The sequence below is a fragment of the Reyranella humidisoli genome (genome assembly GCF_019039055.1).
Lineage (GTDB): Bacteria > Pseudomonadota > Alphaproteobacteria > Reyranellales > Reyranellaceae > Reyranella > Reyranella humidisoli.
This window is the reverse complement of record NZ_JAHOPB010000001.1, coordinates 2,350,302-2,363,454: the sequence shown is the minus strand read 5'-3', so window position 1 is coordinate 2,363,454 and position 13,153 is coordinate 2,350,302. Positions and strand designations below refer to the sequence as shown.

At 65.9% G+C, this 13,153-nt stretch carries 13 protein-coding genes; 4 read left to right on the top strand and 9 right to left on the bottom strand.

The window, feature by feature from the left end; translation table 11 throughout:
- Window positions 1–21: 21 nt before the first annotated feature.
- The 5 genes from KQ910_RS11500 to KQ910_RS11480 form a co-directional block, all read right to left on the bottom strand.
- Entirely contained in the window at window positions 22–798 is a 777-nt protein-coding gene (locus KQ910_RS11500) for an ABC transporter permease (RefSeq protein WP_369408325.1), read from the bottom strand.
- Window positions 795–1,580, bottom strand: coding sequence for an ABC transporter ATP-binding protein (locus tag KQ910_RS11495; protein ID WP_216959816.1), 786 nt, complete (start codon window positions 1,578–1,580; stop codon window positions 795–797). The genes KQ910_RS11500 and KQ910_RS11495 overlap by 4 nt, the downstream gene beginning before the upstream one ends.
- 17 nt (window positions 1,581–1,597) lie before the next feature.
- Complete coding sequence (locus KQ910_RS11490; protein ID WP_216959813.1) at window positions 1,598–2,611, bottom strand: ABC transporter substrate-binding protein; 1,014 nt, start codon at window positions 2,609–2,611, stop codon at window positions 1,598–1,600.
- Between the two features lie 68 nt (window positions 2,612–2,679).
- The gene (locus tag KQ910_RS11485; RefSeq protein WP_216959810.1) at window positions 2,680–4,440 is read right to left on the bottom strand and encodes a glucan ABC transporter ATP-binding protein/ permease; all 1,761 of its coding nucleotides are present in this window, start codon (window positions 4,438–4,440) and stop codon (window positions 2,680–2,682) included.
- 25 nt (window positions 4,441–4,465) lie between these two features.
- Window positions 4,466–5,632 carry a M20 aminoacylase family protein gene (locus KQ910_RS11480; protein ID WP_216959807.1) on the bottom strand — a complete coding sequence of 389 codons (1,167 nt, stop codon included), beginning with the start codon at window positions 5,630–5,632 and terminating at the stop codon, window positions 4,466–4,468.
- Between the two features lie 48 nt (window positions 5,633–5,680).
- Here KQ910_RS11480 and KQ910_RS11475 point away from each other — a divergent pair, with 48 nt between their 5' ends.
- A complete protein-coding gene (locus tag KQ910_RS11475; RefSeq protein ID WP_216959804.1) occupies window positions 5,681–6,637 on the top strand; it encodes a threonine dehydratase in 957 nt (318 codons plus the stop codon).
- Here the strand turns inward: KQ910_RS11475 and KQ910_RS11470 are convergent.
- Window positions 6,610–7,095 (bottom strand): Lrp/AsnC family transcriptional regulator, encoded by a 486-nt coding sequence (locus KQ910_RS11470; RefSeq protein WP_216959801.1) that lies wholly within the window; start codon window positions 7,093–7,095, stop codon window positions 6,610–6,612. The genes KQ910_RS11475 and KQ910_RS11470 overlap by 28 nt on opposite strands.
- An 89-nt stretch (window positions 7,096–7,184) precedes the next feature.
- On the opposite strand from KQ910_RS11470, the gene phhA reads away from it, so the two are divergent.
- Window positions 7,185–7,955, top strand: a complete 771-nt coding sequence (phhA, locus tag KQ910_RS11465) for a phenylalanine 4-monooxygenase (protein WP_216959799.1) — start codon at window positions 7,185–7,187, stop codon at window positions 7,953–7,955.
- 15 nt (window positions 7,956–7,970) lie between these two features.
- Here phhA and KQ910_RS11460 read toward each other — a convergent pair whose 3' ends face one another.
- A complete protein-coding gene (locus KQ910_RS11460; protein WP_216959795.1) occupies window positions 7,971–10,070 on the bottom strand; it encodes an acetate--CoA ligase family protein in 2,100 nt (699 codons plus the stop codon).
- Window positions 10,071–10,090: 20 nt separating this feature from the next.
- Between KQ910_RS11460 and KQ910_RS11455 the strand changes: the two genes are divergently transcribed.
- The gene (locus KQ910_RS11455) at window positions 10,091–11,062 is read left to right on the top strand and encodes a Bug family tripartite tricarboxylate transporter substrate binding protein (RefSeq protein WP_216959793.1); all 972 of its coding nucleotides are present in this window, start codon (window positions 10,091–10,093) and stop codon (window positions 11,060–11,062) included.
- A gap of 26 nt (window positions 11,063–11,088) precedes the next feature.
- Window positions 11,089–11,490: a RidA family protein gene (locus tag KQ910_RS11450; RefSeq protein WP_216959790.1), complete on the top strand. Its 402-nt coding sequence runs from the start codon at window positions 11,089–11,091 to the stop codon at window positions 11,488–11,490.
- A gap of 148 nt (window positions 11,491–11,638) precedes the next feature.
- Here KQ910_RS11450 and KQ910_RS11445 read toward each other — a convergent pair whose 3' ends face one another.
- Window positions 11,639–12,076, bottom strand: a complete 438-nt coding sequence (locus KQ910_RS11445; protein ID WP_216959787.1) for a GNAT family N-acetyltransferase — start codon at window positions 12,074–12,076, stop codon at window positions 11,639–11,641.
- The gene (locus tag KQ910_RS11440) at window positions 12,076–12,996 is read right to left on the bottom strand and encodes an SMP-30/gluconolactonase/LRE family protein (RefSeq protein WP_216959783.1); all 921 of its coding nucleotides are present in this window, start codon (window positions 12,994–12,996) and stop codon (window positions 12,076–12,078) included. Before KQ910_RS11440 ends, KQ910_RS11445 begins: the two co-directional genes overlap by 1 nt.
- Between the last annotated feature and the right edge of the window lie 157 nt (window positions 12,997–13,153).

Below are 13,153 nucleotides of genomic sequence, written 5' to 3'. Positions count from 1 at the left end.
CCCTTTCGCTTTTTGAGGCAGCTAGGCGACGATCTCGCCGCGGAAGGCCCAGCGGGTCATGCGCTTTTCGATCACCGCGCAGACCGCGTACATGGCCACGCCCATGATGGCGATGGCGAACAGACCGGCGAAGGTCGTGGGCGCGTCGTTGCGGGCGCTGGCCGAGAGCATCAGGAAGCCGATGCCGTTGTTGCCGCCCACCGTCTCGGAGATCACCGAGCCGATGAAGGCGAGCGTGATCGCGACCTTGAGGCTCGCGAACAGGTAGGGCATCGCGCGCGGGATGCCGACCTTGGTCAGGATCTCGAAGCGCGAGGCGCCGAGGCTGCGCAGCACGTCGCGCATCTCGGGCTCGATGGTGGCCAGCCCGGTCGCCACGTTCACCACGATGGGGAAGAAGCTGATGACGAAGGCGGTGATGACCGCTGGCAGGGAGCCGACGCCGACCCAGATCATCAGGATCGGCACGATCGCGACCTTGGGGATCGCGTTGAAGGCGATCAGCAGCGGATAGAGGCCGGAATACACGAACGGCGAGGCGCCGACCGCGAGGCCGAGCAGCAGGCCGCCGGCGATCGCCAGCAGGAAGCCGATCGTCGTGGTCCACAGCGTGTCCCAGCAATAGGCCATCAGGATGTCGAAGCGCTGAACGAAGACCGCGAAGATCTTGGTCGGTTTCGGCAGGATGATTTCCGGAACCTGGAAGACGATGCAGCAGATCTCCCAGACGATCAGCAGGGCCGCCAGGACCAGCCACGGCATGGCGTGTTTCAGCGCCTCGCGCCGGAGGTCGCTCACGGCGCGTGCTCCTGGTGGATGCGGTCGCGCAGCTCGTGGACGATGTCGACGAAGTGCGGCTCGAAGGTCGTCTGCAGGGTGCGCGGCCGCGGGATGTCGATCTTCTTGGCCAGCACGATGCGGCCGGGGCGCCGGCTCATCACATAGACCGTATCGGCGAGATAGACGGCCTCACGCAGATCGTGCGTCACCAGCACGCCGGTGAAGCGCTTCTCCAGCCACAGCGCCTGCATGACGCCCCATAGCTCCTCGCGTGTGAAGGCATCGAGGGCGCCGAACGGCTCGTCGAGCATCAGCAGCTCGGGCTCGTGGATCAGCGCGCGGCACAGGTTCGAGCGCTGCTGCATGCCGCCCGAAAGCTGCCAGGGATACTTGTCGGCAAAGTCCGTGAGCCCGACCGTCTTCAGCAGCTTCATCCCGCGCTCGACATATTCGGCGCGATGGCTGCGGAAGCGGCGCTTGTGCGGCTCGACCACCTCCATGGGCAGGAGGATGTTGTTCATCGTCGTGCGCCACGGCATCAGCGTCGGGTTCTGGAACGCCATGCCGACGCCCTTGATCGGTCCCGTCACCTTCGTGCCGTTCACCCGCACTTCGCCGCCCGTCGGCGGTAGCAGGCCGGTCACCAGCTTCATGATGGTGGACTTGCCGCAGCCCGAGGGACCGACCACGGCGATGAATTCGCCCTTCTCGATGCCAAAAGTGGCATCGGCAAGGGCCACCGTGGTGTCCTTGCCGAGCCGGTAGGTGAGACTGACGCCCTGGAGATCGACGAAGGCCATTGCCTTTGTCCGCTCCGCTACTTGCTGACCATCCGGTCGGCCTTGGGTGGGAGGTAGGCGTTGCTGAACACCTTGTCGGGAGCCGGTACGATCGGCAGGCCGAAGGCCTCGGACACGTCCTTTACGGCACGGGCGAAGCGGGCCGGGTCGACGTCGCCCATGCCGTTGGCCTTCACGTAGGGCGTCAGGATGTTGGTCTCGAGCGAGATCTTGAGCCGCTCCATCTCGAGCTTCTCGTCGATCAGCGGATCGCGCTTCTTCGCGGCGGCGATGCCGAGCTGCGGGTTGGCGATGACGTCCTTCCATCCCTTCATCGTGGCGGCGAGGAAGCCCTTCACGGCCTTCTCGTTTTTCGCCATCTCCGCCGAGACCACGACGCCGTTACCGTAGACGTCCATGCCGAAGTCGACGAAGCGCATCGCCACGATGTCCTCGAACGCCACGCCGCGCGCCTTGAGGTCGAGCATCGAGGAGAAGTAGTGGCCGGAGATGAAGTCGACCGTGCCCTGCACCAGGCTCTGCTCGCGCAGCTGCGGCGTCAGGTTGACGTGCTCCCACTTGGAGATGCCGTTCTTCTTGGCGAAGGCCGGAAACAGGCGGAAGCTGGCGTCGAACACCGGCGCGCCGAGCTTCTTGCCCTCGAGGTCCTTGGGCGTCTTGATGCCGCTCTTCTTCAGCGCATAGACGCCGAACGGCGCAAAATCGTAGACCATGAACACGCAGAGCACTTCCTTGCCCGGGTTCTTGGCATTGTATTCGATGGTGGAGTTCACGTCGGCGAAGCCGATCTGGTAGGCGCCGGTAGCCACGCGCTGGACCGCGCCGGCCGAGCCCTGGCCGGGGTCCATCGTTACGTCGAGGCCCTCGGCCTTGTAGTAACCCTTCTCCAGGGCCACCAGGAACGGCGAGGTCGGGCCCTGGAATACCCAATCAAGAGTGAATTTGATCGCGGTCTGGGCATTGGCCGGCAGGCTGCCCAGCGCCAGCGCGACAGCCGCCGCGCCGCCCAGCATCTTGGCGAATTTGCTCATTTTATTGATCCCCGTGAATTCCCTGTCCGCGACTCTTAGGCGGACATTTGACGCCCGCCAAGGGGATATCAGGCAGATTCTATGCCAGCCTGCTGCGTGGCCACGAGGCGGGCGAAGGCGCCGCCTTCCGCCACCAGCGCCTGGTAGGCGCCCTGCTCCACGACCCGGCCGTGCTCGAACACCACGACCTGGTTGGCCTCGCGGATGGTCGAGAGCCGATGGGCGATCACGAAGGTCGTGCGCCCCTGCATCAGCACCTTCAACGCCTTCTGGATCCGCGCCTCGGTGACCGAATCGAGCGCGCTGGTCGCCTCGTCGAGGATCAGGATCGGCGGGTTCTTGAGCAGGGCGCGGGCGATGGCGAGCCGCTGGCGCTCGCCGCCCGACAGGGTCGTGCCGCGCTCGCCGACCAGCGTCTCGTAGCCCTGCGGCTGGCGCATGATGAACTCGTGCGCCTCTGCGAGCTTGGCCGCCTCCTCCAGCTCCGCCTGCGTCGCGTCGGGCTTGCCGATGCGCAGATTGTCGGCGATCGACCGGTAGAACATCGTGCTGTCCTGGAACACCACGCCGATGTTGCGCCGCAGGGACTCGAGCTTGATGTCGCGATGGTCGACGCCGTCGATGCGGACCACGCCCGACTGGGCGTCCCACATGCGGTGCAGCAGCGACAGCGCCGTGCTCTTGCCCGCCCCCGTGGGGCCGACCAAGGCCACGGTCGCCCCGGCCGGGACCTTCAGCGAGAAATGGACCAGCGCCGGGCGCTTGCCGTCGTAGGAGAAATTGATGTCGTCGAACTCGACATTGCCCTTCGCCCGGCCGATGTCGATGCCATTGGGCTTGTCCGGCACGGTCGACTGCGAATCGAGCACGCGGAAGAAATCGCCCAGCGAGGGCATCTGGAAGAAGATGCGGCTGACGAAGCCGGAGGCCTGGTCCATGCGACCGATCAGCATGGTGGCGAAGCCCATGAAGCTCACGATCTCGCCGACCGTCGCCTCGCCGCGCGTGTAGAGCCAGGTACCGAGGACGAAGATCGCGATCACGGTGACGGTCGAGGCGGCGCGCGTCATCACCGACAGGAGCGCCCACCAGTTCAGCACCGGGAACTGCGCCGCGAGCGTCTGGCCGATGATGCGGTGCATCTCGCGTGTCTCGGCGCCCAGGCGCACGAAGCTCTGGATCAGGTGGATGTTGCCCAGCGCATCGCCCGCGCGGCCGGCCAGCTCGCTGTGCAGGTCCTCGACCTCCTTCTGCAGCCGGTCGGTCTTGCTCACCACCCAGACGTTGGTGACGGCGAAGAACAGGATCAGCACCAGCAGCAGGAGCCCCAGTCGCCAGTTCATGAACAGGCTGAGCGGCAGCATGATGAACAGCGCCACCAGGGTCGCGAGGTTCTCGCGGAAGAACGACAGCCAGATGCCGAACAGGTTGTCGACACCGGTCAGCATGATCTTGATCAGCCGGCCGGAATGCTGCGCGTTGTGAAACGAGAAAGGCAGCATCAGCAGATGCTGGAAATACGTCGACATCGCCCCAAGCCGCCGGCGATGAGCCATGCGGTCGGCCTGCAGCGAGACCACCATGTTGGCCACGATGCCGCCGATGCCGACCAACGCCCAGAGGCCCAGGATCTCGCGGGCCTCGCGCCACAGTACCTCGACCGGCTTGTTGCGGGCATTGCTCAGCAGGTCGATGACCATGCCGAACAGGACGGGTTCGTAGAACTGCAGCGCGGCCACCGCGACGTTCGCGATGGCCAGCGTGATGGCCAGCCCCTTCTCGGCTCGCAGCAGGCCGATGACCCGGCTGTAGACGCGGAAGAATTCCATCTGGTTCGTCCGCGTCCGTTCTCGTTCAGGCTTTGGTGTCGAGGAAGCGCTCGACGGTGCGCACGAAGAAGCTCACGCCGAAGGGGATCGCCATGTCGTTGAAATCATAGCGGGAATTGTGGAGGCTGACCGAATCGCCGCCATTGCCCAGCCACACCATGGCGCCTGGCACCTTCTCCAGCATGTAGGAGAAATCCTCGGCGCCCATGCTGGGACGGGTATTGTCCTTGACCGCGTGTTCACCGCAGACGCCGGTCGCGACGTCGGCCGCGAAGCGGGCCTGGTCGACGTCATTCACCGTCGGCGGATAGCCTGGCTTGTGCTCGACCTCGATCTTGACGCCGTGCATCCTGGCCGCGCCTTCACAGATCTCGTCGATGCGGCGCTCGATCAGCGCGCGATTCTCCGGCGTGGTCGTGCGCGTCGTGCCGCCGATATGCGCCTCGCCCGGGATGACGTTGTAGGCCGAGCCGGCATGGAAGAAGCCGACCGTCACGACCGAGGAATCGATGGGGTCGATGTTGCGCGACACGATGGTCTGCAGCGCCATGACGATGTTGGCGCCGACGACCATGGGATCGAGCGTGGTGTGCGGATGGGCGGCATGGCCGCCCTTGCCCTTGATGCGGATGTCCCAGCGATCGGCGGCGGCCAGCAACGGCCCGCCCTTGGTCACGATGTGGCCGAGCGGAAGGCCGGGCTTGTTGTGGATGGCGAAAACCGCGTCGCAGGGGAATTTCTCGAACAGCCCGTCCTCGATCATCACCTTGGCCCCGCCGCCACCCTCTTCGGCCGGCTGGAAGATAAAGTGGACGGCCCCCTCGAAGTTCCGTGTCTCGCTGAGCATTTTTGCAGCCCCCAGCAACATGGCGGTATGGCCGTCATGGCCGCAGGCGTGCATCCGGCCGGGATTCGTCGACCTGTGCGCGAAATCGTTGGTCTCGTCCATCGGCAGGCAGTCCATGTCGGCGCGCAGGCCGATCGACTTCAGTGAATTGCCCTTGCGGAGCGTGCCCACGAGACCGGTCTTGCCCAGGCCGCGCGTCACTTCCAGTCCCCATTCCTGCAGCTTGGCGGCCACGACGTCGGAGGTGCGGTTTTCCTCGAAGGCGAGTTCGGGATGAGCATGGATATCGCGACGGATCGCGGAAATCTCGCCCTGGATTTCAAGCGCACGCGGCAGAACAGGCATCAGGTACTCCAGTTGGAACCAGGGTCATCTTAGACCAAAGTGACGGCCATGTTGTCCCTTAACGACGTCGAAACCGCCGCCGGGATCGTGCATGCCGCGATGCCGGCCACCGCCCAATATGCCTGGCCTCTGCTGGCAAAGCGCACCGGCTGCGAAGTCTGGGTGAAGCACGAGAACCATACGCCGACCGGCGCCTTCAAAGTGCGCGGCGGGCTGGTCTACATGGACCGGCTGAAGCGCGGCTCGCCGCAACCGAAGGGCGTCGTCAGCGCCACCCGCGGCAATCACGGCCAGAGCATCGCGCTGGCGGCGGCGCGCAACGGGATCGCGGCCACCATCGTGGTGCCCCAAGGCAATTCGGTCGAGAAGAACGCCGCCATGCGGGCCTTCGGGGCGGAACTGGTCGAGGCCGGCCACGACTTCGATGCCGCCAAGGAAGCCGCGCAGACGCTGGCCGGTGAACGCGGGTTGGCCATGGTGCCGTCGTTCCATCGTGACCTGGTGGCCGGCGTGGCGACCTATGCGCTCGAACTGTTCCGCGCGGCGCCGGCGCTCGACACGGTCTATGTGCCGATCGGCCTGGGCTCGGGCATCTGCGGCACCATCGCCGTGCGCGATGCACTCGGGCTCAAGACGAAGGTGGTCGGCGTCGTCTCGACCGAGGCGCCGGCCTATGCGCTCTCCTTCGCCGCCGGCAAGGTGGTGGCGACCAACAGCGCCGACACAATGGCCGACGGCATGGCCGTGCGCGGTCCCGATGCCGAGGCGCTCGATGTCATCCTGAAGGGCGCGGAGCGTATCGTGCAGGTGAGCGACGCCGAGATCGGCGCCGCGATGCGTGCCTACTACGAGGATACGCACCAGCTCACGGAAGGCGCCGGCGCCGCAGCGCTGGCGGCGCTGCTGCAGGAACGCGACCGCTTCAAGGGCAAGCGCGTCGGCCTGATCCTGAGCGGCGGCAACATCGACCGGCCTGTCTACCTCCGTACGCTCGCCGGCGATTGAGGCGCCCAGGCGAGATCGCTTTTCACCGCCTGCATGATGAAGGACGAGCGCGTGCCACGGACACCCGGCATGCGCAGCAGCGCCTTCATGGCGAACTCGCTGAACTGCGCAAGATCGGCCGCCAGCACATGCAGCAGGAAATCCATGTCGCCGGTCATGGCATAGCAGGCCACGACCTCGGGCCGCGCACGGATCGCCGCCTCGAAGGCCTCGACGGTTTTCTCCGAATGATCGTCCAGCGTCACCTGCACCATCGCCTGCAGGGCGAGGCCCAGCGCCGGCGGCTGGACCAGAGCGGCGTAGCGGTCGATGACCCCTTCTTCCTCCAGCCGCTTCACCCGGCGCTGGCAGGGCGTCGGCGACAGGCCCACCCGCTCGGCCAGATCGACCATGGCCAGCCGGCCCTCGGCCTGCAGGGCCCCGAGGATGCGCCTGTCGATGTCACCCAGCTCAATCATGGAGATATTCTCTCTAAACTGCTTCTATTGTGGAGAATATCTCCAAAACAGACACATACCAAAGCCAACTTCGCCGGGATTCCCCACCCTTGCTCGCCCATATTCAGGGCATGAACACCAGCACCGCTCCCCTCGAGAACCTGCGCGGCGACTATGCCGGCATGGCGCCGGACTGGACGGTGCCGCAGCAGCCCGACCTCTATTCCGACGAGGATCAGGGCGTGTGGCGGCTGCTGGTTCAGCGGCAGCGCGCGCTGGCCGAGCGCTATGCCTGCGCGGAGTTCCTGTCGGGTCTCGACTCGATCGAGCTCGGCGACACGATCCCGGATTTCGAAGCCGTCAATGCACGGCTGGAGCCACTGACCGGCTGGCGCATCGTCGGCGTGCCGGGTCTCATTCCCGATGCCGCCTTCTACGATCATCTCGCCCATCGCCGGTTTCCGGTGACGGTGTGGATCCGCAAGCGCGAGGAGATCGACTATCTGGTCGAGCCGGACCTGTTCCACGATTTCTTCGGCCACGTCCCGCTGCTCACCAATCCCGTGTTCGCCGATTACATGCAGGAGTATGGGCGCCGCGGTGTCGAAGCCGGCCCCGACGTCCGCCTGCTGGCGCGCCTCTACTGGTTCACCGTGGAGTTCGGCCTGATCCGCACCGAGCAGGGACTGAAGGCCTACGGCGCCGGCATCCTGTCTTCTGCCGCCGAAGTGAAGCACGCGATCGAGGGCGATGGCGTCGAGCGCCTGCCGTTCGACGCAACGACGGCGATGAATCGCCCCTACGAGATCGACCGGCTGCAGAACACTTATTTCGTGCTCGACGACTTCCGCCAGCTCATGGAACGGCCGCAACGCCACTGACACCGCGACCGCATATCAACCCAGCACCACCAAGCCATCGACTGCGACGACGCCCTCGCCGTCGCGCTTCACGAGCAGCGGATTGATCTCTGCTTCGGCTACGCTGGCGAACTGCTTGTGCGCCAGCGTCGAGAAGGCCGAGATCGTCTTCGCCAGCGCCGCCACGTCGCCTTTGGGCAGGTTGCGATAGCCGCGTACTGTCGCAAGGCCCTTCACTTCGGCGATCATCTCCAATGCCTCGCGCTCGTCGACCGGCGCGAGCCGGGTCGAGGCGTCCTTGTAGATTTCGGCCAGCACGCCGCCCAGGCCAACGGTGACCGTGGGGCCGACCAGCGGATCCCGGCGAAAGCCCAGGATCACTTCGACGAGCCCGCGTTCCATCTTCTGGATGAGGAAGCCCTGCAGCCGTGCGCCCGGCGCGTAGGCCTTCACCCTCTTCTCGATCTCTCGCGCGGCCATGGCTGCGGTCTGGCCGTCGGGAATACCGAGCGCCACCCCGCCCGCCTCGGTCTTGTGAGGAATGTCGACCGACAGGATTTTCAGGACGACCGGCGCGCCCACTTCGCCGACGGCGGCAGCGATCCGCTTGGCATCGGGTACCGCCATCGACCTGGCCATCGGAACGCCGAGTGCACCGAAGAAATCGGCGGCACGGCGTTCGTCGAAGCCGGAGACGCGCCCCGCCTCCATCGCGTCGAGTGCGCCGATCGAAGGCTCCGCGAGACGCGGCACCGGCTGCGGCGGCCGGCGCAGAAGGCAGAGCGCCATCGCCTCGGCACAGGATTCAGGATGGCGGAAGGCCGGCACGCCCGCCGCCGTCAGCAACGCCAGCGACTTCTCCGCCGACGGCGTCAACGCCACGGCGAAGGGCTTGCCCGATCCGGCGAACCGCAACAGCGGCTCGACGGCGAGTTCGGGATTGAACTGCGCGGACGAGCCGACCACGAAGATCACCGCGTCGTTGCCCTCGTCGGCCAGCAGGCGCTCGATGGTGCCCGCCACGATCTCGGGCTTGGCACCGGCCAGCGTGAGATCGACCAGCTTGCCGTCGCCCGCCGAGATTCCGAATGGCTTCAACCAGTTCACGAGGTTGTTGGGCGGGCCTGCGATATCGAGGCCGGCCACCGCCATGCTGTCGACCACCATGGCGGCACCGCCACCGGTCGTCGTCGCCACGGCGACGCGATGGCCGCCACGCCTGGACTGCGGTCGGTCGACCAGCAGCGCCGGCACGTCGATCAGCGATTCGAACATCGACACGCGCGCGATGCCATGGCGGCGGCAGAAGGCGTCGAAGGTCGCGTCAGACCCTGCGATGGCGCCGGTATGCGAACGTGCCAGCTCCTGGCCGATGTCGGAGCGTCCGAGCTTGTAGGCGATCACCGGTTTGCCCGCATCGTGTGCCCGCCGCGCCGCGCGCGCGAGCCGTTCGCCGTCGCGCAGCGTTTCCATGAACAGCAGGATGGCTTTCGTCTTCGGATCGTCCACCAGCAGGTCGGCGATCTCGCCGACCGCGAGGTCGACCTCGTTGCCGACCGAGATCAGCCGCGAGAAACCGATGCCGCGCGCATCCGCGCGTGACAGCAATGCGCCGATCAGGCTGCCGCTCTGGCTGACCAACCCCCAGTTGCCCGTGCGCAACGTCTCCACGGCGAAAGCGGCATTGGCCGTCAACGCGACAGCGGGATCGGTGCTGACCGTGCCGATGCTGTTGGGCCCGACCAGCCGGATGCCGGTCTCGCGTACGACCCTGGCAAGATCGTCCTGCAACGAGGCGCCGGCGGCGCCGGCATCGGCGAATCCGCCGGCCAGGATCGACGCGACCTTCACGCCGCGCCGGCCGCAATCCGCCAGCGCGCGGACGGCCGACGCGCCGTTCAGCAGGATATAGGCATGATCGATCTCCCCTGGGATCGCATCGAGGTCCTTGTAGGCCGTCTCGCCCAGGATTTCGCTGCGCGACGGATTGACCGGCAGAATTTCGCCGGAGAAGCCGTGCTTTCGCAGGAAGCGCTGCGGCCGCGACGTCGTCTTCGTCACGTCCGACGAGGCGCCAATCAACGCGACGCGTCGCGGTTCGAACAGCGCGGAGAAGAGAACCTTGGGATCGCTCATGGGCGGAGTATACTCCGCGCATGCTCAACCGCCGCTCATTCGTCGCTGCGACGCTCGCCGTCGCATCCGCCCCGGCCGCCGCGCAATCCGCGCCCTGGCCCTCCAAACCCATCAAGCTCGTCGTGCCCTATGCGCCCGGCGGCACGACCGACGTGGTGGCCCGCATGGTCGCCGAATATCTCGGCCAGAAGCTCGGCCAGAACATCGTCGTCGACAACAAGCCCGGCAAGGGCGCGATGGTCGGCACGGCGATCGTCGCAAAATCGCCGCCCGACGGTTACACGCTGCTGATGTCGGTGATCTCGGGGCTGTCGATCTCGCCGACGCTCTATGGCGGCGCCGACTTCGATCCGATGGGCGACTTCATTCACGTCTCCATCGCCTCGACAAACCCAAGCGTCCTGGTCGCCAATCCGAACTTCCAAGCCAAGAGCTTCAAGGAGTTCGTCGACTTCGCAAAGGCCAATCCCGGCAAGGTCTCCTATGCGACCTCGGGCGCGGGTTCGAGCAACCATCTGCTGGGCGCGCGCCTCGAGCAGGTGATCAGCGCCGGCCTGGTCCACGTTCCTTATCGCGGCGCCGGACCCGCCATGATCGACACGATTGCCGGCAACGTGCCGGTGATGTTCGACTCGCTGCCCTCGGCCGCACCGCATATCAAGGCGGGCAAGGTGAACGCGCTCGCGGTGAGCGGCGAGACGCGCAGCCCCGCCTTCCCCGACGTGCCGACCATGAAGGAGCTGGGCTATCCCGACCTGATTTCCTATTCTTGGTTCGGCATCTCGGTGCCGGCGAAGACGCCGCAGCCGATCGTCGACCGCCTCGCGACCGAGATGCAGGCCGTGCTGAAGGAACCTGCCGTCATCAAGCGCTGGGAAGAAATCGGCGCCGAGGGAAGCACCATGACACCGGCCGAGGTGACACGCTTCATCCAGGGCGAGATCGACAAATGGACGCCGGTCGTGAAGGCGTCGGGCGCCACGCCCGGTTAAGGCCCGCACAGCAGAGAGGATATGCCATGACCATTCGCCGCGTAATCTCGCCCGACGTCGCCGAACCGCCGGCGGAGCGCTGGTCCAACTGCCTCGTGGTGGATGGCGTCGTCTATGTCTCCGGCATGACCGCGCGCAGTGGCGATCCCAAGGCGCTGGGTGCGATGGACGAATATGCCCAGGCCAAGGTGATCTTCGGCAAGATCAAGTCGCTGGTCGAAGCCGCCGGCGGCGCCATGTCCGACGTGGTGAAGATCACGATCTTCCTCACCGAAATCGCCAACAACACCAAGGTCTGGCAGGCCCGCCGCGAGTTCTTCACCGGTGACTTCCCCGCCTCGACCCTGGTCGAAGTCAGCGCGCTGGCCGCGCCGGAGATCCTCGTCGAGATCGAAGCCGTCGCGCATATCGGCAAAGGCAAGCGTTAGACTCTCCGTCGCCCGAACCCAATTGACCTCATCCTGAGGAGCGGCCCGGCGGGCCGCGTCTCGAAGGATGGGCACGCGCACCACCTCCGTTGCCCATCCTTCGAGACGGCGCTGCGCGCCTCCTCAGGATGAGTTGTTTGTTTGCGCACTAGCCAAGTTCGATATCGTAACGGATGAACCCGCGGTTCACGGCCATCCTGTCGTAGAGGAGCCGCGCTGCCGCGTTGCTGGCTTGCGTCTGCCAGTAGAGGCGTGGGCAGCCCTGCGCTTTCGCCCAGTCGGCAACCGCCTGGATCAGCGCGCGGGCCACGCCCTTGCCGCGCACCTCGGCCTCGGTGAACAGGTCCTGCAGGTAGCAGACATCGTCCGACGAGGTGTTTGCGTGGATCAGGAAGTGCGTGATGCCGACCAGCCGTCCGTCGAGACGGGCGCCCAACGCGTGCATGCGCGTATCCTTCGCGAACTCGTCCCAGGCGCGGTCGTACATCGCCTGCGGCAGGGTGCGCTCGTAGAAATCCATGTAGGCACGGAACAGCACTTCCCATTGCGCGCGGTCGGACGGTTCGAGCTTGCCGATGGTGAGCATCAGGCGTGACTGAACATGGGCTTGCCGCCAACCGGCATGGTCGCCTTGAGGATGGTGCCGGCCGCGATCTTCTCGCTGCGGCGCGAGACGACGACGTAGAGGTCCTGGCCCGAGAAAGCGACGTTGGTGCAGAAAATGTCGTCGCCGCAATCGACATGATGCGTCGGCCGTCCCAGCGCGTCGAAGCGCCAGGCCGTCGTGCTGGGATGGGCGATCACCAGCCCGCCCTCCTCGTCCAGCGCCATGCCGTCGGGGCCGGCATGGCCGCCGCTCATCTGGATGAAGAGCCCGACCTTGCTGGCCGTACCGTCGCCCATCAGCGGCAGGCGCCACACCGCGTTGCCGCGCGTCACGCCGACATAGAGCACGGTCTCGGCCTTGTTCATCACCAGCCCGTTGGGACTGGGCACCGTGTCCACCAGCATCGTGAGCTTGCCCGCCGTGTCGTAGCGATAGACGCGGCCGGTCGGGTCGTGCAGGCCGGTCTGGCCCTGGTCGGTGAAATAGAGATCGCCGTTGGCGGCAAAGAACAGGTCGTTGACGCCCTTGAAGCTCTCCGAGCCGCGCGTCTCAAGCAACGGCGTCACCTTGCCGGTCGCGGGATCGAGCAGGACGATGCCACGCTTGTAGTCGGTGACGAAGATGCGGCCATCCTTGTGGATCTTCAGCCCGTTCGGCCAGCCGTCATACTCGCTCACAAGCGTCCACTCGCCCGCCGGGCTGATGCGGAAGATGCGCCCGAACGGAATGTCGGTGACATAGAGATTGCCGGCACGATCGAAGCTTGGCCCTTCGAGGAACGAGTCGAGCAACTGCCCCACGGCATTGGTATCGCCCCACGACGTGCGCGACGGATTGCGGAACTTCTCCGGCAACCGAGTGAACTCCGTGGCCCGAACGGGCTTGGTCATTCCGTACATGGTCGTTTCCCCCGTTTCTTTGTTCTTGTCAGCTCACCCTCTCCGCCGCGCAGCGGGGGAGAGGGTGGGACCCATTGCGAAGCAATGGGAGGATGAGGTGGTGCTTCAACAAAAGCGATGTACGGGTTCGGAGGTCGATGACCCACCTCACCCTCCC